Annotated in this window: 15 protein-coding genes; 4 read left to right on the top strand and 11 right to left on the bottom strand. The window is 57.7% G+C overall.

Annotated elements, in window-relative coordinates; translation table 11 throughout:
- Positions 1-7 precede the first annotated feature (7 nt).
- The 11 genes from hisS to IM314_RS15105 form a co-directional block, all read right to left on the bottom strand.
- Positions 8-1,282: a histidine--tRNA ligase gene (gene hisS, locus IM314_RS15155; protein WP_028014060.1), complete on the bottom strand. Its 1,275-nt coding sequence runs from the start codon at positions 1,280-1,282 to the stop codon at positions 8-10.
- 80 nt (positions 1,283-1,362) lie between these two features.
- Positions 1,363-2,481, bottom strand: coding sequence for a flavodoxin-dependent (E)-4-hydroxy-3-methylbut-2-enyl-diphosphate synthase (ispG, locus tag IM314_RS15150; protein WP_025757688.1), 1,119 nt, complete (start codon positions 2,479-2,481; stop codon positions 1,363-1,365).
- 26 nt (positions 2,482-2,507) lie between these two features.
- A complete protein-coding gene (gene rodZ, locus IM314_RS15145; RefSeq protein WP_045260189.1) occupies positions 2,508-3,515 on the bottom strand; it encodes a cytoskeleton protein RodZ in 1,008 nt (335 codons plus the stop codon).
- Between the two features lie 291 nt (positions 3,516-3,806).
- Positions 3,807-4,973, bottom strand: a complete 1,167-nt coding sequence (locus tag IM314_RS15140; protein ID WP_060572529.1) for a bifunctional tRNA (adenosine(37)-C2)-methyltransferase TrmG/ribosomal RNA large subunit methyltransferase RlmN — start codon at positions 4,971-4,973, stop codon at positions 3,807-3,809.
- A 147-nt stretch (positions 4,974-5,120) separates the two neighbouring features.
- Positions 5,121-5,552 (bottom strand): nucleoside-diphosphate kinase, encoded by a 432-nt coding sequence (gene ndk, locus IM314_RS15135; protein ID WP_003860625.1) that lies wholly within the window; start codon positions 5,550-5,552, stop codon positions 5,121-5,123.
- A gap of 123 nt (positions 5,553-5,675) precedes the next feature.
- Positions 5,676-6,551, bottom strand: coding sequence for a 4Fe-4S binding protein (locus IM314_RS15130; protein ID WP_193359144.1), 876 nt, complete (start codon positions 6,549-6,551; stop codon positions 5,676-5,678).
- The gene (locus IM314_RS15125) at positions 6,551-7,339 is read right to left on the bottom strand and encodes a DmsC/YnfH family molybdoenzyme membrane anchor subunit (protein ID WP_028014064.1); all 789 of its coding nucleotides are present in this window, start codon (positions 7,337-7,339) and stop codon (positions 6,551-6,553) included. Before IM314_RS15125 ends, IM314_RS15130 begins: the two co-directional genes overlap by 1 nt.
- Positions 7,332-7,961 (bottom strand): DMSO/selenate family reductase complex B subunit, encoded by a 630-nt coding sequence (locus tag IM314_RS15120; RefSeq protein WP_193359145.1) that lies wholly within the window; start codon positions 7,959-7,961, stop codon positions 7,332-7,334. Before IM314_RS15120 ends, IM314_RS15125 begins: the two co-directional genes overlap by 8 nt.
- Complete coding sequence (locus tag IM314_RS15115; protein ID WP_305038590.1) at positions 7,958-10,336, bottom strand: DMSO/selenate family reductase complex A subunit; 2,379 nt, start codon at positions 10,334-10,336, stop codon at positions 7,958-7,960. Before IM314_RS15115 ends, IM314_RS15120 begins: the two co-directional genes overlap by 4 nt.
- 88 nt (positions 10,337-10,424) lie before the next feature.
- Positions 10,425-12,752 (bottom strand): peptidoglycan glycosyltransferase PbpC, encoded by a 2,328-nt coding sequence (gene pbpC / locus IM314_RS15110; protein WP_193359147.1) that lies wholly within the window; start codon positions 12,750-12,752, stop codon positions 10,425-10,427.
- A 1-nt stretch (position 12,753) separates the two neighbouring features.
- Positions 12,754-17,706 (bottom strand): alpha-2-macroglobulin, encoded by a 4,953-nt coding sequence (locus tag IM314_RS15105; RefSeq protein WP_193359148.1) that lies wholly within the window; start codon positions 17,704-17,706, stop codon positions 12,754-12,756.
- Between the two features lie 287 nt (positions 17,707-17,993).
- On the opposite strand from IM314_RS15105, the gene IM314_RS15100 reads away from it, so the two are divergent.
- The 4 genes from IM314_RS15100 to IM314_RS15085 all read left to right on the top strand — a co-directional run bounded on the left by IM314_RS15100 (position 17,994) and on the right by IM314_RS15085 (position 22,624).
- On the top strand, positions 17,994-19,538 hold the full coding sequence (locus tag IM314_RS15100; protein WP_041908714.1) for a PTS transporter subunit EIIC: 1,545 nt from the start codon (positions 17,994-17,996) through the stop codon (positions 19,536-19,538).
- Positions 19,539-19,550: 12 nt separating this feature from the next.
- A complete protein-coding gene (locus IM314_RS15095) occupies positions 19,551-20,918 on the top strand; it encodes a 6-phospho-alpha-glucosidase (RefSeq protein WP_060572539.1) in 1,368 nt (455 codons plus the stop codon).
- A gap of 90 nt (positions 20,919-21,008) precedes the next feature.
- On the top strand, positions 21,009-21,854 hold the full coding sequence (sseA, locus tag IM314_RS15090; RefSeq protein ID WP_193359149.1) for a 3-mercaptopyruvate sulfurtransferase: 846 nt from the start codon (positions 21,009-21,011) through the stop codon (positions 21,852-21,854).
- On the top strand, positions 21,854-22,624 hold the full coding sequence (locus IM314_RS15085; RefSeq protein ID WP_028014071.1) for a MurR/RpiR family transcriptional regulator: 771 nt from the start codon (positions 21,854-21,856) through the stop codon (positions 22,622-22,624). Before sseA ends, IM314_RS15085 begins: the two co-directional genes overlap by 1 nt.
- The last annotated feature ends 13 nt before the right edge of the window (positions 22,625-22,637 follow it).

Genomic DNA, 22,637 nt, shown 5'->3' with positions numbered 1-22,637 from the left:
TTTCTCCTTAGCCCAATAGAGTGCGCAAGTGCGCCGCAACGCCGTCCTGCGTTACCGTTGTCTGCTCACCAGAGCGCAGGTCTTTTACTACCACTTCGCCGTTAGCCACTTCGGACTCGCCCAGCACCAGTGCAATACTTGCGCCCCACTTATCGGCACGAGCAAACTGTTTTTTGAAGTTGCCGCCGCCATGGTTGGTCATCAGCTTAACGCCCGGCAGCGCATCGCGCACGCGTTCGGCAAGCTGCATCGCCGCAGACTGCGTTTCCGCGCCTGAAGCCACCAGGTATATATCGACAACGGAATCTGCTTTAAATTCCGGATTAACTGCCTGAACCAGCAAAACAAGTCGCTCAAGACCCATCGCGAAGCCAACCGCAGGCGCCGCACGACCACCCAGTTGCTCAACCAGACCGTCATAACGGCCGCCGGCACACACGGTGCCCTGAGAACCGAGGCTGGTGGTTACCCACTCAAACACGGTGCGGTTGTAGTAGTCCAGACCGCGCACCAGACGCTGGTTCACGGTGTAGGCAATGCCCGCCGCTTCGAGCAGCTTGCACAGGCCGGTAAAGTGTTCGCGAGACTCGTCGTCCAGGTAGTCACCCAGCGCAGGGGCATCGTTCAGCAGCGCCTGAACATCAGGGTTTTTGGAATCCAGCACGCGCAGCGGGTTGCTGTACATGCGACGTTTGCAATCTTCGTCCAGCTTCTCTTTATGCTGCTCCAGGAACGCCACCAGCGCATCGCGGTAGTTAGCGCGCGCTTCCAGAGAACCGATTGAGTTCAGTTCCAGCGAAACGTGCTCAGAGATACCGAGGGCGCGCCACCAGCGGGCGGTCAGCATAATCAGTTCGGCATCGATGTCCGGGCCCTGCAGGCCAAAGACTTCCACACCCAGCTGGTTAAACTGGCGATAACGACCTTTCTGCGGACGTTCGTGGCGGAACATCGGGCCGATATACCACAGGCGCTGCTCCTGATTGTACAGAAGACCATGTTCGATGCCGGCGCGTACGCAGCCCGCCGTACCTTCCGGACGCAGGGTCAGGCTGTCGCCGTTGCGGTCCTCAAAGGTGTACATCTCTTTTTCAACCACGTCGGTCACTTCACCGATCGCGCGTTTGAATAACGGGGTCTGCTCTACAATCGGCAAACGGATTTCGCTGTAACCGTAGCTGCCGAGCACCTGCTTCAGCGTGCCTTCAATGCGCTGCCAGATGGCGGTTTCGCCAGGCAGGTAATCGTTCATGCCGCGGATGGCTTGAATGTTTTTTGCCACGTTTATTCTCTTTCTATATACAAAAAAAACCCAAAGAATGGGTTCAATCATACATGGGAAGCGGCACGCTTCCCATCACGTTATTTTTCAACCTGCTGAACGCTGATGCGCTGTGTCTCGTCCATCATCGCGGCTTTGGCGCGGATGCGGGCTTCAAGCTGGTCAATCATGTCGCTATTATCCAGACGATCTTTACGAACGCCATCTTCATAGAGACCACTTTTCTTGTTACCGCCGGTTACGCCCAGGGTTGAGACCAGCGCTTCACCCGGACCGTTCACGACACAGCCGATGATGGAGACGTCCATCGGGGTGATGATGTCTTCCAGACGCTGCTCCAGGGCATTCACCGTGCCGATCACGTCAAATTCCTGACGCGAACAGGTTGGGCAGGCAATGAAGTTGATCCCACGCGAGCGGATACGCAGCGATTTCAGAATATCGAAACCGACCTTGATCTCTTCTACCGGATCCGCCGCCAGCGAGACGCGCAGGGTGTCGCCGATCCCTTCGGAGAGCAGCAGGCCCAGGCCGATCGCAGACTTCACCGAACCGCTACGCAGGCCGCCCGCTTCGGTTATCCCGAGATGCAGAGGCTGGTCGATCTGTTTTGCCAGCAGACGATACGATTCAACGGCCAGGAAAACGTCAGAGGCTTTAACGCTGACCTTGAACTGATCGAAGTTAAGACGATCCAGATGATCGACGTGACGCATGGCGGATTCGAGCAGCGCCTGCGGCGTTGGCTCGCCATATTTTTCCTGCAGATCTTTTTCCAGAGAGCCGGCGTTCACGCCGATACGGATTGGAATGTTTTTGTCGCGGGCGCAGTCAACCACCATGCGAATGCGTTCTTCATTGCCGATGTTGCCCGGGTTAATACGCAGGCAATCAACGCCGTATTCAGCAACTTTCAGCGCGATACGGTAGTCGAAGTGGATATCTGCAACCAGCGGCACGCTGACCTGCTGTTTGATCAGCTTGAACGCCTCAGCGGCATCCATCGTGGGCACTGAGACGCGAACAATGTCCGCGCCTACACGCTCTAATGCTTTGATTTGGTTGACCGTTGCTTCCACATCCGTGGTGCGCGTATTGGTCATCGACTGGACGGCGATAGGTGCCCCATCGCCGACTGGCACATTCCCAACGTAAATCCGTTTCGATTTTCTACGTTGAATCGGAGCCTGGTTATGCATGAAAAATCTCCCGCGTTGCCCGTCTGTTACTGTGCTGCTGATTGTTCGGCATTAACGGTAAGACGTGCAACCTGGTTAGTTCTGATAAAGCGGCTCAGGTCGACAGGTTTTCCTTGATACTGGATCTGTACCGCTGCCGGAGCGCCGATTTTAAGTTTGTAAGGTGCCTGACCCGTTAGGTTTAACGTGCCATCTTTCCGCTGCAGGCCGCTGAACAGTTTTTTACCTGTCGCGTCAGTCACTTCCAGCCAACAGTCGGCCGTGAAGTTCATCACCAGCGCGTTTGGATCGGCGGCTGGCGCGGCGGTTGCCGCCGGGTCGGTCGGCAGGGACGCCGCGGCGTTGTTCGCCGGCTGAGTCGGTGCAGGGGCGTTCGCCGCAGTATCGACATTTGCCTGAGAAGGGGCGACGACCGCGTTTTGATCCTGAGCCTGAGGCGCAGCGGTGTTCGCCGTTGCGGCCGGAGCCTGTGCTGCATCGGTTGCCGGAGCCGTTGTTTGCGGCTCGCTTGAGGCCGCCGCACCGTCGGTGTTCAGCGGAACGCTCTGGGCACCACCATTGCTCGCCTGATTGAGTTCAGCGGAGGATTGATCGGCCATAGTGGTGATCTCTTCCTGCTGCGCCTTGTGGTTTTGCCACCACCATGCGCCGGTCAGGCCGACAACAACAAACAGCACCAGCCAGGTAAAGCTCATCAGCCAGCCATCACGTTTTTTACGACGTTTCCCCAGGGAGAAAGTTTGCATCGGGGCAACTTTTGCTGCACGAACCGGTGCCTGCTTCTCCATCATTGGCAGTAATTCGTTTTCGGGGATGTGCACCAGTTTTGCGTAAGAGCGGATATAGCCGCGCAGAAATGTTGAAGCCAGATCGGCAGGCGCCTTATCTTCTTCAATATCGCGAACCGTGGAAACTTTCAGGCACAAGCGTTCTGCAACAGCTTGCTGGCTGAGTCCGAGTTGTTCACGGGCGTTGCGAAGACGAACGCCAGTGGAGAGTGCTTCATGTTGGTCGTGAGTGGCTTCAGTATTCATTCGCTACAACTACTGGTACGTGAAAAAAAGGGTTCAGGTGCCGGTGAGTCACAATGCCGCCCGCACCGCGAAACTTCAGGTCAGTTAACCTTGAACAGACAGTATAAGACTGTCAGCCGGTAGATGACAGTGCAGCTCTGCCCGCGTGGCTAAACTGTTGTTACGTCGTTACATACTGCCCGAAACTCATATGAAACGCACCGTAATTATTAATCAAACGTCACGAATCTGACTGATTATTCAGTCAGATTATGCATCACAGCGTAGATAATGCGCCGTGATGCATAATAATCAAACAGGTTTAACCGCAATAGTCTCGCCCTGCATGCGTTTACGCAGGGTACGTTTGGTACGGTCAATGACGTCACCGGCCAACTGTCCGCATGCAGCATCAATATCATCACCGCGGGTTTTACGCACGATGGTGGTGAAACCATACTCCATCAGCACCTTGGAGAAACGGTCGATACGGCTGTTCGAGCTACGGCCATACGGCGCGCCCGGGAACGGGTTCCATGGGATCAGGTTGATTTTGCATGGCGTATCCTTCAGCAGTTCAGCCAGCTGATGCGCGTGCTCAGTACCGTCGTTGACGTGGTCCAGCATCACGTACTCGATGGTGACGCGGCCCTGGTTTGCGTTGGATTTCTCCAGGTAGCGACGCACGGCAGCGAGGAAGGTTTCGATATTGTACTTTTTGTTAATCGGTACAATTTCGTCACGAATTTCATCGTTTGGCGCGTGCAGGGAGATAGCCAGCGCAACGTCAATCATGTCGCCGAGCTTATCCAGCGCAGGCACCACGCCTGAGGTAGACAGCGTCACGCGGCGCTTGGACAGGCCGAAACCGAAGTCATCCAGCATGATTTCCATCGCCGGCACCACGTTGGTCAGGTTTAGCAGCGGTTCGCCCATCCCCATCATTACCACGTTGGTAATCGGACGCGTGCCGGTCACTTTTGCCGCACCCACGATCTTCGCGGCACGCCAGACCTGACCGATGATTTCAGACACGCGAAGGTTACGGTTAAAACCTTGCTGAGCCGTAGAGCAGAATTTGCACTCCAGCGCACAGCCCACCTGAGAAGAGACGCACAGCGTGGCACGATCGTCTTCCGGGATGTAGACGGTTTCAACGCGCTGATCGCCTACGGCAATCGCCCATTTGATGGTGCCGTCTGCCGAGCGCTGCTCTTCCACCACTTCCGGCGCGCGGATTTCAGCCACTTCTTTGAGCTTGTTGCGCAGCACTTTGTTGATGTCGGTCATCTCATCAAAGTTGTCGCTGCAGTAGTGGTACATCCATTTCATTACCTGATCGGCACGAAACGGTTTCTCACCCATATCTTTAAAGAACTCGCGCATCTGCTGACGGTTCAGGTCCAGCAGGTTAATTTTTCCATTTTTATTGGGAACCGCAGGAATGGCGACTTCGGAGGTATTCACTAGTTCAGACATAATTTTTTCCGGCCTCGTTGTTACACGTTGTGGCCCTTGGTGGGTTGAAAAGAAACGCCCCGGTAAGCAGTCTGCTCGTCCGGGGCGTTGCATTGTACAAAGTCTGGCGCAGGGATGCCACGTTTGCACGCGGCATTTACGAAATTATTAGCGAGTGCGCGGGCACACTTCGCCTTCAGCGAAGAAGAACGCGATTTCGCGCGCGGCAGACTCAACGGAGTCGGAACCGTGGGTGCCGTTCTCGGTGAAGCTGTCCGCGTAGTCAGCGCGCAGGGTACCTGCCAGCGCGTTGTCCGGGTTGGTTGCACCCAGCAGATCGCGGTGACGCTGTACTGCGTTTTCGCCTTCCAGCACGGAGACCACGATTGGACCGGAGGTCATGAACTCCACCAGGCCGTCAAAGAATGGACGACCTTCGTGCTCAGCGTAGAAACCGCGAGCCTGCTCAACGGTCAGGTGCAGCATTTTGGTGCCAACGATCTTAAACCCTGCTGATTCAAAGCGAGCGAAGATGCTGCCAATAACGTTTTTTGCCACCGCGTTTGGTTTGATGATGGAAAAAGTACGTTCAATAGCCATTGATAACCTCTGTAAAATGTTCTGTTGTTTTGCATACCTGAGTATGGTGTGGCGCGGATTATAAAGAGCAATAGCGCCATTGCCTATGGTTCTGCATAACATTTTTTTAAAATGAGACGAAGATTAGCAACAGGCAGGATTTCGCATACCGTGTTGATGGCGTAAACAGAGCGGGCACTGCTTTTCATCAGGCGTAAATGACCAGAACTGGCGCTGGCACGTCAGGCAAACTGCTTTATATGCGGGAGTGGCCACGTTTTTTGCCGGTCCATCTGTTTCTGCGACGTTTATCGCCTCGTGCTGACATACTGCCTCACAGCCACCGCAGCCGGTACAGCACCCGGTCTCCACCACCAGCGCGGCGTTCTCAAATCGAATCGCGTTTTCCGGGCAGCTTCGCCAGCACGCACCGCACAGCACGCACTTATTAATATCGAGTGCGATATCTGACTCGCTAAACGTCGAGAATGCCCTGCGCAGCTCCCGCGGCCCCGGGGAAACGCGACAGGCTTTTACATCCTCGCGGGGAACGTGCATCAACGCACGACGAGCGATATTCACCTCGCCGATCGGTATGAGCTTAAACCCCCACTCCGCTTCACCACGGCGACGAAGCGCAAGATTAAGCCGGGCAAGCGCCAGCAGCCAGTCAGGGTATTGCTCTGCGTCGATACTGATAAAACGAACCTGGCGTTGCGCGTGCCACAGCAGCAGCTCATTCACCCCAGGTGCGCGTTCAGTAAAAGGCCCAACAAGGGTATCTCCACGCAGAAATCGCTTTCGCGGCGCGATGCCGGTAATGGCCCCGGAGGGGCAGACGAACAGGCAGTCACCGCATTCAATACAGCGATTTTCATCAACCGAGACGCCGGTTTCCGTAAAAGAAAAAGCCTGCGCTGGACAAACGTCCGCGCAGGCGCAGCAGGAAGCGTGGCGAAAACGGTGACGGACGCACGCATGCGTCACGTCCATCGCCGGGGCAAACGTCAATCTGCCCATCAGCCAATACTGAAGAAAACGAAGCGCAGCATCAGCTCACCCACAATCAGCAAGGCGCTGCCCAGCAGCAGCGTGCCGCGCGCCGCTTTCAGGCCGCCCGCAGCAAAGCAGAGCATACCTGCAACGGACACGCACCAGCTCAGCAGATGTACCGCGCGCAGCTGTTCGAGCATCCGTAGCGGTGCGTGAGGGAACGTCACCACGGTATTGTCCATGGCAGTGATGTCTGCCAGCCAGACGGGCTGCATCACCAGACGCACAAGCACCACCAGCGTGATAATGACAACCGCCGCACGCAGGGTAGTCTGGGAACGCATCCCAACTGCCATGCAGGCTGAACCGATGATACCCACCGAGCCGATAAACAGTACCAGCGTGTTAATGTGCTGCCAGGTCACCACGGACGCGTGCATGTAGATTTGTGCCATGCAGAACACGTCCACCAGCCCGACAAGACCCGCCACGGCCAAAAGCAGCTTCCAGCCAGGCTTATTGGAAAACATCAGCAGCACGGCGAGGCCAAGCGCCGCCAGGTAAAGGCTGGCGAAGATAATCTCGCGGCTCAGCCACGAGCTGGAGACGTGGCGTAGCGCGTTCAGGGCGTTGAGCGGATAGCCCATATGCAGCGCTGAGGCGAGCAGCCCCAGGCTCGCCAGTACAAACGCCCCAGCGGCAGGCAGCAGCGCGCTACGCGGTGTAGTATGCGCCCCTCCGAACGCCAGCCAGAGCGTCACGCCAACCGATCCCTGCAGGAACAGCGTAAAAATCAGCAGCGGTAACTCATGCATGACGTTTCCCCTCTTTCTCTGCGCCCTGATGCGCTTTGATCACCAGGTTCGGTTTTGTAATCGAGGAATCCGGCAAGCCCTTCACATCGCATACCGCACCGTATTTCGCCCGAAGTTCATCAATAGGCCCAAATTTGATCGCCTCAAGCGGACAGATTGCCACGCAGACGGGCTGCTCGCCCTTCGCCTGCAGATCCACGCAAAAATCGCATTTGGACATCTGCCCGGTCTGCTCGTTGAGCTGTGGCGCGCCGTAAGGGCAAGACCACGCGCAGTAGCCGCAGCCAACGCACTTGTCCGTATCAACGCGCACGATGCCGTCGCCCGGACGCTTGTGCATTGCGGTGGTCGGACAGTTTTTGGTGCAGATTGGGTCCGCACAGTGGTTACAGGAAATAGAGAGCGTGTAGGCAAAAACGTTGTTGCTAACGCCGCCCTGCCCGGTTGGGATGAAATTCCCGCCGTTGACTTCGTATACGCGACGGAAACGACGTCCGACCTCAAGGTTGTTTTTGTCTTTGCACGCCACCTGGCATGCCTTGCAGCCCGAGCAGCGGGAAGAGTCAATATAGAAACCCAGCTGTTTATCGCTCACCGGCGCATAGTGTTTAAACTGACTCATGCTTTTGTTACCTCCACCAGCATGGTTTGATGGGAATTCCCTTTCGCAAGCGCGGTAATACGGGCAGAGCTGAGCACGTTCGCGCAGCCGCCTTTATCGACGCCCTGTTCGTCCGGCTGCCACCAGGCGCCTGCCTGCATGGCAACAACGCCCGGAATGATGCGCGGCGTGACTTCAGCCGGAATTTCACAAATGCCGCGCGCGTTATGAATGCGCACGGTATCCCCCTGGGAAATGCTGCGCTTTTGAGCGTCCTGCGGGTTGATCCACAGCTTTTGCTGCTGCGCCTCAATCAGCCAGGGGTTGGCGTACTGGGTTGAGTTAGCACGGTTTTTCCCTTTCCAGGTGATCAGCTGCAGCGGGAAGGTTTTCGCCAGTTCGTCTTCCGGCCCTTCGTGGGCGGGCACGTAGTGCGACAGCGCCGGAATCTCCGGATGGTGCATGTCGTACAGACGCTTCGAGAAGATCTCAATTTTCCCGGACGGCGTCGGGAACGGATGATTTTGCGGATCGCGAATATTGTCTTCAAAAGCGACGAACGGCGCGCTTTTGAAAAGATGCTGGCGCGTCTTTTGTAGCGTCGCGAAGTCCGGCAGGTTTTCATCTGGCATGGAGAGCCGTGTCTGCTCCCAGATGTGCTCAATCCACGCTTTTTCGTCACGGCCCTCGCTGAATGCAGGTTCGACGCCAAGCTTAGCAGCAACTTCCCGCAGCCAGTCGTAGTCTGAACGGCGTTCGAATTCAGGTTCAATCAGCTTTTCCGACAGGATTAGATAGCTTGCCGTGCCCCAGGTTTCGCCGATATTCCAGCGTTCCATAAAGCTGGTTTCCGGCAGGAGAAGATCGGCGTATCGGGCGCTCGGCGTCATAAACAGATCGCTTGCCACGATAAACTCGATTTTCGACTCGTCTTCCAGCACGCGCGTCGCCTGATGCAGATCCGGGTTCTGGTTTGCCAGATAATTTCCCGCCAGCGAAAACAGGATGCGGATATTACTGTCCAGCTTCTCTGCATCCTTCAGGCCGTCTTCCGCCGTTACCTTAGAAGCATCATCGGCGGCCTGCACCCAGTTCATCACCGATATTTTGGCTTTTACCGGGTTATCCGGCATCTCCGGCCCGGCAGCAAATTTACGATTAGCGCAGCCGCCATAGCCTGCCGCCCAGCCGCCCTTCACCCCAACGTTACCCGTCAGCGTTGCCAGTAACGTCGAGCCGCGCGCGGTGCGCTCGCCGCAGTTATGGCGCTGCGGTCCCCAGCCCTGGATCAGCGCGGCGGGTTTGGTGGTTGCGTAGTCGCGCGCCAGCTGACGAATGGTCTGCGCAGGCACGTGGGTGATTTTCTCTGCCCACTCGGGCGTTTTCGCCACGCCATCTTTTGCGCCGCTCAGATAAGCCATCAGGGATTCATTGGCCGGAACGCCTTCCGGCATGGATGCTTCGTCAAAGCCCAGGGTATAGCGCTGAATGAAGTCGCGATCGTGCAGATTCTCCGTGACGATCGTGTACATCATCGCGTCCATCAGGGCGTTGTCTGTTGTGGGAAGCAGCGGGATCCACTGGTCAGCCAGGGAGGAAACGGTATCGGAATAGCGCGGATCGACAACGATAAAGCGCGTGCCGTTTTGCTTCATCTTCTGATAGAAGTAGTTGCTGTGACCAAAGATCGTTTCCGTCGGGTTATGTCCCCAGAGAATGACCAGTTTGGTATCCAGCAGCGTGTCCAGAGAGCTGCCGCTGGCGGCGGTGCCGTAGGTATACGGCGTGGCTGCCGCCGTGTTGCCCATACTGACCGAGTGATAGCTTTCGAGATAGCCGCCGGTTAAGTTGAGCAGACGACGAACCATTTTATCGCCGGAAAACGTTCCGCCAGATACCGCAGTGCCCACATGCACATAGCGTGAGGCAGCGCCGTATTTTTGCGTAATCGTTTTTAATTGATTCGCAATAAGCGTGGTGGCTTCATCCCAGGTAATACGCTCGAATTTTCCTTCACCACGTTTACCCACGCGTTTCATTGGATATTTAAGCCGATCGGGATGATAAACAAATTTCCGATAAGCGCGGCCACGAACGCAGGCGCGCATAACAGGCATTTGAGGATCCAGTTCATTATCCGGACGCGTTGAAATTCTCGTGACTACGCCCTCGCTGACGTGAGCGCGAATATCACATTTACCGCCGCAGTCAAACGTGCTGCAGGTTTGCACCACTTTTTCTTCAGGCGTCGCGTGTGTTGCCGCTGCACTCTGTGCCTGTGCTTTACCTGTTGTCGCTACAAAAGGAAGGGCGGCGAGCGCCGACCCTGCCTGAATAAAATGACGCCGGGATAGCGCGGGAATAAGCCCCTCTCCCTGATTTTTATTTTTCTTCATTGCTCGTTCCTTAAAATAAAAACGCATTCTCGTTTTTTTTCAGGAACGAATATTGATAATTATCAAACTAACTCTTCGGGGGTAACACTTAACGGTCTAATTCAAAATTCACCGTCGCCGTTTGTCCTGAGTCATCCATTACAAGTAATTGATATTCGCCAGGCAAATATAATTTTAATGAATGAGTATTATTGCGGCCTTCTAACGGTTCTCCATTTAAAAACCACCAGCGCCCACCTTCTCCTCCAGTCGTAATAACAGATAGCGTCACGTTCCCTTCACCAGGGAGTCGCTTAATAACAGCCCCCTCTCTGATACCCGAAATCATAAGCGGTGCTGCATTGTTATTATCCAGCGGCGGGCAGAGCGTCGATCTCGCAGGAAGACGCGCAGCCCTTTTTTCCGCTGCGGGCAGCCACGGCTCCAGCGGCAGCGGCCAGACGTCGAGAACTTTTTCTGTGGCATCAGGGCAATCTGCCGCCACACGCTTGCCCGTTTTATCCAGCCAGACCGGGAAACGAATGCCGCGAATGCCTTCCTGTTCCGGCAGCAGCAGCGTGGGTGGTTCACTCACTTCGAGCAGCCAGGTCGAAAGACGACGCCGACAGTTTTCACTGCCTTCCGGCAGCGACTGGCCGCCCGGCCAGCAGATCACGCCCCGCCCAACGCTTTCCGGGCGCGGATCGCGCGGCAGGCGGGCCTCGTCTATTGTCGAGCGTGACTGAAGCAGGTTATTCACCTGGTTTAATAGCGGAACCGCGCTGGCAAAACCAAACTGCCCCGCTACCGGCGTGCCGTCAGGTCGCCCTGTCCAGATACCTATTACATACCGGGCATTGAGACCGATGGCCCAGGCATCGCGGTAGCCATAGCTGGTGCCCGTTTTCCACGCCAGCGGCGCAATTTGCGGCAGTGCACTGTCCGGCAGCGGCTGCGCTTCATTCGCCAGAATACGGCGAATAATCCACGCCGAACCTGGCGATAACAGCGGGCGTTCAGTTAGCGGGTCGCCCGGCTGTAAGCGCAGCCGGCCCGCCTTGCCATGCCTTGCAAAGGCGCTGTACGCGGCGGCGATATCCGCCAGCCTCGCGCCTGCGCCCCCCAGGATTAGCGACAGATTCGGCTGCGCTCCGGCAGGCAGGATCAGCGGGAGGCCTGCGTTACTCAGCATCCCGGCAAACCGTTTGGGACCGTAGGCTTCCAGCACCTGGACGGCTGGCAGGTTGAGCGAGCGCACCAGCGCTTCACTCATGCTGACCGGCCCGTGGAACCCGCTGTCAAAATTTCCCGGGCGATAATCACCGGTTTTTCTGGGCACGTCCTGAAGCAGCGAGGCGGGATGGATCAGGCCATCATCCAGCGCCATACCGTAGATAAACGGTTTCAACACCGAGCCCGGGGATCGGATCGCGTTAACCATATCCACATGGCTGAAACGCGTGTCATCATTGATATCCACCGAGCCGACCCAGCCGCGCACCTTCATGTCGGTATGATCGACCACGATCATCGCCAGCGAACTGCGTGCCGGCAGGCGGGATTTCCAGTTCATCGCCAGCTCTTCCAGCTGCCGTTGCAGTCCGGCATCCAGCGTAGTGACAATTTTTGTGTCGCGGCTTTTGCCGAGCATCATGCGTGCAAAGAGCGGCGCCAGTTGCGGCATCTGCCGGGGAGCCAGCCATACAGGCTCTTCACGGGACTCCTTCACCTGCTTTGCTGACCAGACGCCCTGAATCATCATGCGATCGAGCACTTTGTTGCGTGCCGCTTCGGCCCGCTCGGGCCAGCGATCCGGGCGCAGACGGCTGGGTGCCTGCGGCAGTACCGCCAGCAACGCCGCGTCGGAGTAGCTCAGCTGCGACGGGGGTTTCCCAAGGTAGGTCCAGCTTGCTGCTCCCACGCCCTGCAGCGTGCCACCAAACGGAGCACGATTGAGATAGAGCGTAAGAATGTCACGCTTAGAGAGGTGCCATTCCAGCTGCATCGCCCGCCAGAGCTGACGAATTTTGCCGCCAAAGGTGCGCGGATGCGGATCCAGCAGGCGTGCCACCTGCATGGTAAGCGTGCTTCCTCCCGAAACCACTCTTCCGGAACTGAGATCCTGCCAGGCGGCGCGCAGGACAGAGAGCGGGTTTACGCCCGGATGCTCCCAGAACCAGCGATCTTCGTACTGGATCAGAGCCTCAAGATAACGGGGAGAAACCTCTTCAATGGTCACCGGGTAGCGCCAGATGCCTTCGCTGTCGGCAAAACGCCAGAGCGGCGCGCCCTTCTCGTCCACCACAACTCGTGCGGGGTTAACCTCTTTCAGAGGCAGCGGCCACAGGCGGTCGGCGGCGACAATCAGCCCCCCTAAAACGAGAAGCGCTCCCGCCAGCCAAAGCCAGCGGGAGCGTGTCAGACGCGCTATCAACATATTACGGAACAACAATCAGCGGGCCGCTGGCCGCACCCGTTGCCCGCCACTGCGGAACGTACATAGACTCCACCATCGGAACCGGCACCTGGTAGGTGCCCGGCGTTACGGCACGGGCCAGATAAACCAGCGTAACCGGCTGACCTTCGTTTACCGGCACGGCGGCCACAAAGCGGTCGTCGCGGAACTCCATGTGCTGAATGTCCGCCTGCTGCATCTGGCTGAGCAGGTTCTGCACTTCGCTGCCGCTGTCCTGCAGGCTTGCGCTGCTGCTCGCCAGGTTCTGGTTTTCCAGCTCCAGACCAGCCGGGAGGAGATCCACAACCAGCGCATCCGGCACGTTCTGGCTGGCTTTCACTTCAAGCCAGACCAGCACCAGCTCACCGCTCTTCAGCGAAGAGAGCGATTTGCTGCTGCCATCGGTTGCCAGGATATGACGTTCAACCTGCAGCACGTTGGAACTCGGCTGAGGCGCATATTCCGGATAGCCGGTACTGTCCAGACGTACCCACAGCGGTGCCGTGCCGGTATTGGTTACCTGAAGCGCACCAAGCTGGTCGCCGCTTACGTTTTGTACCTGCGCCTTATCGCCGCCTGATGCGGTATCAGACAGGGAGGTTTTCGCCTGCCATGCGCCTGACAGGGTTTGCAGCGAACGTCCGGCCAGGAACAGCGCATTGCTCTCCTGGGTGGATAGCCAGCGCTGGCTGAATGCCTGTTCAGAAAGAGCAATCAGCAGCGTATTTTGCGCATCCGGCAGCAATTTATACTCCTCCAGAAGGGAGAGCATCAGCGCGTTATCGCGAAGCGGGCTGCCGTAATCGGCCATCCATGTTTTGCTGTCGTTGCGCGGCGTTTTGAGCGCCAGATCCAGCGCCTGCTGGCTGCGCGGCGCGTCGCCCATCAGTTTGAGCGCCATACCCAGCTGCATCAGCGGCAGCCCGGAGGCGGCCTGAGCGTGGCGATCCCAGATTTCACGCAGCGCGCCCAGCGGGGCTTTTTGCTGACGCGCCAGCACCAGCGAGGCATACGCCTGCACGGCAAATTTGCTGGCCTGGGTGTCGTCGCTGTAGCGGATAGACATCATGCCCGGATCCTGCAGATAGCGCAGCAGTCGGTTGTTGGCGTTGTTCACCGCATCGGCAGGTACGCTATAACCCTGCTCGCCCGCGCGCACCAGGAAGTCAGTCACATAGGCGGTCAGCCAGTACTCTTCCGGGCCGTTTTTATCCCACAAAGCAAAACCGCCATCATCACGCTGCATCTGCAGCAGACGGGAGATCCCAATATCAATGGCAGCACGGCGCTGGTCATCGGTATCTCCTTTTATACCAAGCGCGGTAAGCTGCGCGGCGTTGGTATAGAGTGACGGGAACAGGCCGCTGGTGGCCTGCTCCAGGCAGCCATACGGATACGCCTGCAGTTCACGAATATAGCGCGCCAGGTTGAGCGGTGGTTTGCCGCTCAGCAGCAGTTGCCCCTGCAGGGTGGCAGGAGAGAAACCGTTGCTGTGCTGCGCCGGTGCGGTCCAGGACTCGCCGGGGTTCAGCATGGCACCGGTATTGACCGTCTGCGCCGGGAATGCCGGACGTACGCCAATTTTCCAGCTCTTCTGCTGCGGGGCAAAGGTTTCGCCCGGAAGCTCCAGGCCGGTAACCTGCGCCGTCACCTCACCGTCGCCATAACCCTCCAGCGCACGCACCGGAATAAACAGGGTACTGCGCGCGCCCGGCGGCAACTGAACCGGCTGCGGCTGTGCACCTTCCAGCGACACTTTGCCTGTCGCGCTCAGGGCGACGTTCAGCGATTGCGGTTTGTCGGTCAGGTTAGTGAGATCCAGCGTCAGCCGTGAGGTATCTCCACTTGCCAGGAAGCGCGGAGTATTAAGCTCGGTAATAACCGGCGCGGCCACCACAACCTTGCTTTCGCTGCTGCCGAAATCATCTTCCGTCCACGCCTGCGCCATCAGACGCAGTTCGCCGTTGAAATCACCAATCGGCAGCGTAACGGTGCCTTCTCCGTTGGCATCCAGCGTAACCGGCTGAGCCTGCTGGGCAATAATGGTGACGTGGTTCACCGGCGGTTTACCGCCGCGCTTGAGTTCATCGCCGTCACCACCGAAACGCAGCGCGGCCATGCGGCCCTGCCCTTCAATGACCTGGCCGTAGATATCATAGATATCCGCGCCGTAACGCTTCTGGCCGAAGAAGGCCTGCCATGGATCTGGCGTAACGTAATCGGTAATGTTCAGCACGCCGCTGTCCACCGCCGACACCAGCACGTTCACTTTCTGCGGAACCGCCCCCTCTTTCACGCTGGCCTTCACCTTCACAGAGAGCGTCTGGTTTGGACGCATTTTTTGCGGGTTATCCAGCGCAATGTTCAGGCGGCGATTTTCGTCGCCCATCGGCAGATGCAGCAGACCAACCGCGCGCTTCGGCGTGGCGGATTTGGATTTATCGCCAGGACGCACCACCAGCGTACTGAGATAAAGATCGTGACGTTTCCAGGCTTTATCCACCGGAATGGAAAGATCGAGCCCGTTTGCCGGTACGTCGATCTCTTTCCACCACAGCGGCCCTTCGCTGGACTCGATCATCGCATAGCCCTTGCCTGCGGCTGGCGCTGCAATGTGCAGCTGGATGGTATCGCCTGGCTGATAGGCCGGTTTATCCAGTTTCAGGGTCACGCGGTCAGGGCGCGCGGCCCCGGTGCCGTCGCTGTTATCCTGCCAGCTGTAACCTGCCCAGAAGCGCACGCTGCTGACCACATCATCAGGCGCTTTCACTTCCAGACGGTATGAGCCCCACTCCACCGGGAAGGTGACTTTGCCGGTTTCATCGGCCTTAAGGCTAAGCTCCTGCTCGCCCTCAATCAGATCTTTTTGATCAAACTGAGACTGCCAGCCTTCGCTCTCGGACCAGTTCCAGAAATAGTCGCGGCGTTCACGGATCAGGCGTACCTGCAAACCGGATACCGCTTTTTTCGCGCCGCTGGCATCGGCATAGACGATGTCAAAGCTGGCGTTACCGTTCTCGTCGACGATCGGTTGGTTGACGGTGGTATCGGTACGGTAGTCGTAGACCGCCTTACTGGCGAACTGCGGACGGATACCCGGCAGTTGCGCCGCCGGCCAGATAGCCTGCTCCGCGCGGCGCGTCACCGGACGACCGCCTGATTCCAGCAGGCTCGCCTGCAGGATCAGCTGCAGAGGAGAGTGTACCTCTTTCCACTGGCTTTCGATGGTGACCTGCCCGTGCCCCTGCTCATCCAGCGTAAGCTGCACTTCATCCAGACTGCGGCTCAGGTTTTCTTCCGCAATATCACCAAACTGGAAGCCGGGCAGCGCAGCAACTGCCTCACGCAGCGGACGCAGGAAAAGCTGGCCCTGAAGAGAATTGCCGTTGGCCGGAGCGCCATACAGGTAATAGCCCACGATGTTGAAGTCCACCTCATCCTGTGGGGAAACCGGTGCTTTTTGTCCCGTCAGATTGAGCGCCATACGCTCGGGCATAAAATCTTCGACGTGGAAATCCCACAGGCGCTGCTGGTTATCGCCCGTATTGGCGCGAATATGCCACATGCCGGTCTGCGCGCCGCTATCCAGCGGGTAGTTGAAGCGGTAGAGGCCGTTCTCAGGCTGAACAACGATCGTGCGTGCCACCTGGCCGTCCGGGCGCAGCACGTCAAGCTTCACGGGCTGATCGGGAAGCGGTTTTCCGTCGCTGTCGCGCAGCAGGCCGTTAAGAATCACCGTTTCACCCGGACGATAAAGATCGCGTGGGCCAAACATAAAGAATTGCTTGCTGAAGCCGGGGCTACCGGCGATGTCAAACTCTGCCAGGTCGAGCGCTGGGAGCTTGAGATCGAGCAGCGTAGTCTGGCCGTCTTTGCTGGCGAGGATCAGCGCGGCTTCTTTGTCTGTTTCAAGCTTCGCATGGCCGTCGGCGTCGCTGCTGGCTTCGGCGAGCGTCTGACCTTTGTCATTCAGCAGCGTGACGGTGACGCCGGACTGCGCCGCACCGTTTTCCAGGCTCTGGGTGAAAATGTCCAGCCGGTTATGATAGCGGTGAGCAGACAAACCGATATCGCTCAGGGTAAAGAGCGTTGCGGCATTGCTGTAGTTGTAGTGCCCTGCCTGGTTCATGACGGCGATATAAACGCCGGACTGCTGAAGCGGCTTGATATCTTTAAGCGGCAGGAGCAGTTTTTCACGCGTGTTGCGCGCCGGGTTGAGGTCAAAACGACCGGTATAGACCAGTTCCGCCATCTTCAGCAGATTGTCAGATTCCCAGTTGGTCAGCGAGTTGCGGTACTCCCACTGGCTGACAAACGAGGCCAGCGATTCCGGCTTCACGCGGTAGAAATTGACGTCCACATTGTTGACGTTAAGCGCCATCACCGGCAGCCCTTCCACCACTTTGCCCGGCAGCAGCGAGCCGCGGCTGGCGAAACCGACCGACGGCTCTATATCTCGCGTGGTCAGGGCTTTTTCATAATCAATGCCAAAGGTCGCTTTGTTCAGCGCCACCAGGCCACGATCCACAGTGATAACCAGATTACGGTTTGGCTCCAGATGGCGCAGGCGCAGCTCTTTCAGGTTAGGCGCAAGTTCCCACGCCCCGTCAACTTTGCCGCTTTTCTTATCCACGACGTGAACCGTCTTCGCGAAATCCTGTTCCGGATCCAGCGGGACAGAGAAGGTCAGCACCAGCGTAGCGGCTCCGTCCAGTTGCACTTCAGACGCATCAAGCAGAGTCAGCGCTTTTCCCTGACTCTGGGCGGCCATTTTAGCCAGCTTTTCAGCGTCGGGCTTTTCCGCGGCTTTCGGTGTTGATGCGGTGGATGCTGCGGGAGCCGCAGCCTGAGGTTTATCGTCGCTGTTATCACAGCCGACAAGCGTAAAGGTGGTGAGCAGCGCGAGAGAGATCGCGGCTAAGCGAAACGGTTTCATCCTGTGTCCCTGGCCTGAGGGGGCCTGTTGGTCGTCGTCCGGATAAGTATTATCCGCAAGTTTCGTTAATTCAAAAAGTCCAATTTTAGAATCTGGAAAGCGCCTCGCAGAATGGCATCACGCCGCTACACCGGGATGGAACCGCGATCACAGCGCATAACGTCACATGTTACCTTTTACGTCATTTGTTTTTAAAACAAGAAGATAGCTGGATATGTTCGCTCAGAGCCTGCTAGTTTTATGACCATGACGCACCCCGAGTGCGCGGTTCAAAAAGAGAGAAAGCCATGAAACGAGCCGTGAACGCCCTACAAAATTTCGGAAAATCATTATACGGACCGGTACTTATCTTACCTATTGTTGGTCTGTTTATCGCCTTTGGCAATGTGCTGGGCAACGGTAACCTGGCCGAATACCTGCCGTTCCTTGGTCATCCGCTTATCCAGAGTATCGGCCAGCTGATCGCCAAATCTGCCGTGTCGGTGCTGGTCAACCTGGCGCTGGTGTTTGCCGTCGGGATCCCGATTGGTCTGGCGACGCGCGATAAAGGCTACGCGGCGCTGATTGGGCTGGTGACTTTCGTGGTGTTTATCAACGCCATGAACGTGACGCTGCAGCTGCAGGGCGAGCTGGCCCCTGCTGAGCAGATGAAAGCTGCGGGGCAAAGCATGGTGCTGGGCGTTCAGGTGCTGGAGATGGGCGTTTTCGCCGGGATCCTGACCGGGGCACTCTCCGGTTATCTGTACAACAAATACTCCGGCGTACAGTTTAACGGCGCGATGGCGATTTACTCCGGCCACTGTTTTGTCGCCATTGTCATGTTGCCCGTCTCTATGCTGCTCGGCGTGGTAATGAGCGAACTCTGGCCGTTTGCCCAGCACGGCATTAGCGCCCTGGCGCTGGCAATTAAAGGCTCCGGCCCGTTCGGGGTGGCGATCTACGGTTTCCTTGAGCGCATTCTGGTGCCGACCGGCCTGCACCATCTGGTTTATACGCCGTTCCTGTATACCGAACTGGGGGGCACGCAGGAGGTGTGCGGCACGGCTTATCAGGGGGCGCGCAATATCTACTTCGCCGAGATGGCCTGCCCGGACGTGAAGCAGCTCAGCAGCACGGTAGTGTGGGACGCGCGCGGCATCAGCAAGATGTTCGGCCTGCCCGCCGCCGCGCTGGCGATGTACATGACCGCGAAGCCGGAGCGTAAAGCCGTTGCGAAAGCCATTCTGATCCCGGCGGCGCTGACCTCGCTGCTGGTCGGCGTGACCGAACCGATTGAATTCTCCTTCCTGTTCGTCGCCCCGCTGCTGTTCGTGGTGCATGCGGTCCTGACCGGTATTGGCATGATGCTGTTCTCGCTGCTGGGCGTTCATGCCATCGGCGCCAACGGGATTATCGATTTCATTCTCTACAACCTGCCGCTCGGCACCGAGAAATCCAACTGGCCGATGTACATCGTGGTTGGGCTGATCATGTTTGCCCTCTACTTCGTGGTGTTCCGCTTCCTGATCCTGCGTTTCAACATGAAAACGCCGGGCCGTGAGGATGAAGATCAGGAGACACGCCTCTACAGCAAGCAGGAGTACCAGGCGAAAGGCAATAACGACGGGCTGGGCGAGTCCATCGTGGTGGGCCTGGGCGGCCGGGAAAATATTGAGGTTGTGGATAACTGCTACACCCGCTTACGCGTCACGGTGAAGGATGTTGCCATCATCGACGAGCCGCGCCTGAAGGCGACCGGCGCGAAAGGGGTTATCAAACAAGGTAACAACGTTCAGGTGGTCTACGGGCTGCACGTCAAAAAAATGCGAGAAGCCGTTGAGACGTTTCTCTGAAAGGAGCTAAAGATGTTTACACCCCCATTCATTCTGTCGATTGCCGGCGGCGGCAGCACTTACACGCCGGGAATTGTGAAAAGCCTGATGGTGCGCCTGCAGGATTTCCCGCTGGCCGAAATCCGCCTCTATGACATTGACGAGGCGCGTCAGAACACCATTGCGCCGGTGGTTGAGAAAGTGATTCGCGACCACAGTCAGAGCATCAAATTTACCGTCACCAGTGACCCGGAAGTGGCTTTCAGCGGCGCGCATTTCGTTTTCGCCCAAATGCGCGTCGGCCAGTACAAAATGCGCGAGCAGGATGAGAAGATCCCGCTGCGTCACGGCGTCGTCGGCCAGGAGACCTGCGGCCCCGGCGGGCTGGCCTACGGACTGCGCACGATCCTGCCGATGGTCGAGCTTATCGATCTGGTGGATCGCTACGCGCATGAGAAAGCCTGGATCGTGAACTACTCCAACCCGGCGGCGATCGTCGCGGAGGGCGTGCGACGCCTGCGACCAAATGCTCGCGTGCTGAACATCTGCGATATGCCGGTCGCGGCGATGCGTAATATGGGGGCCATTCTGGGTGTCGATCGTCGCAAACTGGAGGTGGACTACTTTGGCCTGAACCACTTCGGCTGGTTTACCCGCGTGCTGGTGGACGGCGAGGACAAATTACCGGAGCTGCGTAAACATATCGCGAAGTTTGGCCTGCTGACGGAAGATGCCGCAAAAACCGATCCGCAGCACTCGGATCCTTCGTGGGTTAAAACCTGGCGCAACATCAAGCCGATTATGGATAACTTCCCGGAGTACCTGCCGAACCCGTACCTGCAGTATTACCTGATGCCGAACCAGATTGTGGAGCATCAGAACCCGGACTATACCCGCGCCAATGAAGTGATGGACGGGCGCGAGAAAAAGCTGTTCGCCGCAGCCGAAGAATACAAGCACACCGGGATTTTACCGGATGCCTTCCACGTGGGCGTTCACGGCGAGTTTATCGTCGATGTCGCCTGCTCGCTGGCCTTTAACCTGCGCCAACGCCATCTGGTAATGGTGGAGAACCGCGGGGCGATTACCAACCTGCCTTATGATGCGGTGGTGGAAGTACCCGCCTATATCACCTCCGAAGGGCCGGAGCCTGTGCGCGTGGGGCTGGTACCGCTGTTCCACCAGACCCTGCTGCAACAGCAGCTGGCGTCTGAACAACTGCTCGTAGAGGCGACCATCGAAGGCAGCTATGAGAAAGCGCTTCAGGCGTTCACCCTCAACCGCACCGTGCCCACCATGGAGCACGCAAAAGCGATTCTGGATGAGATGATAGAAGCCAACCGCGACTACTGGCCTGCGCTGCAAAAAGCCTGGCAGGACGGCGAAACGGTGAAAAAATAGGGGCTTGCTCGCGAGTTGAACGTGGTTTGCTTGTCGGTGTCAGAAAAAACACCGACAATCCTTTTTTACGGAAAAGAATGGAGGCAACCCATGTCCACCTCATATTTTGTAGCCGCCGACTGGCTGATTGAGCACGGCGACGATCCGGAAGTCCAGATTATTGACGCGCGTATGGCCCCGCCGGGCCAGGAACATCGTGACGTTCCCGGTGAATACCGCGCAGGGCATCTGCCTGGCGCGGTATTTTTTGATATCGAAGCCCTCTCCGATCATACCTCTCCCCTGCCGCACATGCTGCCGCGCCCGGAAGCGTTTTCCGTGGCGATGCGCGAGCTGGGCGTCAGCAAAGACAAACATCTTGTTGTTTACGATGAAGGCAATCTGTTCTCCGCGCCGCGCGCATGGTGGATGCTGAAACAGTTTGGCGTGGAAAAAGTCTCGATTCTGGCGGGCGGTCTGGCGGGCTGGAAGCGTGACGAGCTGCCGCTCCAGCAGGGCGACGTGACGCTGCCGGAAGGCGAGTTCGACGCGACGTTCGACGCTAACGTGGTGAAGCGCCTGACCGACGTACTGGTCGCGAGCCATGAAAAGACGGCACAAATCGTCGATGCGCGCCCTGCACCACGCTTTAACGCTGAAGCGGATGAACCACGTCCAGGGCTGAGACGAGGCCATATTCCAGGTGCGCTGAACGTGCCGTGGGGCGACCTGGTGTTTGAGGGCGAGCTGAAAACTACCGACGAGCTGCGTGCCATTTTTGACCGCGCGGGCGTGAATTTACATCGCCCGATTATTGCCAGCTGCGGCTCCGGCGTGACGGCCTGCGTGGTGATCCTGGCGCTCGCCACCCTCGGCGTCAACGACGTTACGCTCTACGACGGCGCCTGGAGCGAATGGGGGGCGCGTGACGATCTGCCAGTTGAACCGGCGAAATAATGGATAACCGCCTGGCCACGCTGTTAACGCGCGGGGCGTCCCTGACCCGCGCGGAGTATCGCGTCCTCGCCCACCTGACGGAGCATCCGCTGCTGGTGGGCAACATCACGGTGCGCGAACTGGCGCAGGCGACGTTTGTTTCTACCGCCACCATTATGCGGCTGTGTCAGAAGCTGGGGTTTAGCGGCTTTAGTGAGTTTATCTGGCACTGCAAGCAGTTGCTCTCCGACACGCCGCATATTGCCGCTCAGGCGCAATCCCTTCCTGAGCTCCCGGCGCTGTTTAATCAGTTTATCGCTAACTATCAGCACACCTTCCAGTGGATCACGCAGGAGAAGCGCCAGCAGTTCGCCGACCTGCTGCGGCAGAAAGAGAGCTTTTTTCTCTACGGGGCCGGGTTTTCCTATCTCTTTGCCGAATACCTGACCAAGAAGCTGCAGGTGTTGGGCAAAACGGCGTTCATCTCCGGGCCGGGGGACAGCCGAAACATTTTTCTCAGCAACGCTGCGCGTTATCAGGTATTTATTGCCGTCTCCCGCAGCGGCGAAACGGAACAGGTGCTGGATAAGGCGCGGATTGCCAAAAACGTCGGCATGACGGTCGTCGCCTTTACCCGCGCCTCGGCCAATACGCTGGCGGGCATGGCGGACGTGCACTTTGCGCTGTATGACGAGGCGGTGCACTTCGCTGCCGAAGCCGCGGGCGTGACGTCCTTTGAGTCGAATCTGGTGCTGCTGATGGATTTACTGCTGCTGGAGGCAACGGGGTGACATTCACCCCGCC

Source organism: Enterobacter cloacae complex sp. P42RS, assembly GCF_014930595.1.
GTDB lineage: Bacteria > Pseudomonadota > Gammaproteobacteria > Enterobacterales > Enterobacteriaceae > Enterobacter > Enterobacter bugandensis.
Note: the sequence above shows the minus strand (reverse complement) of the source record. Positions and strands in the feature narration are given on the sequence as shown.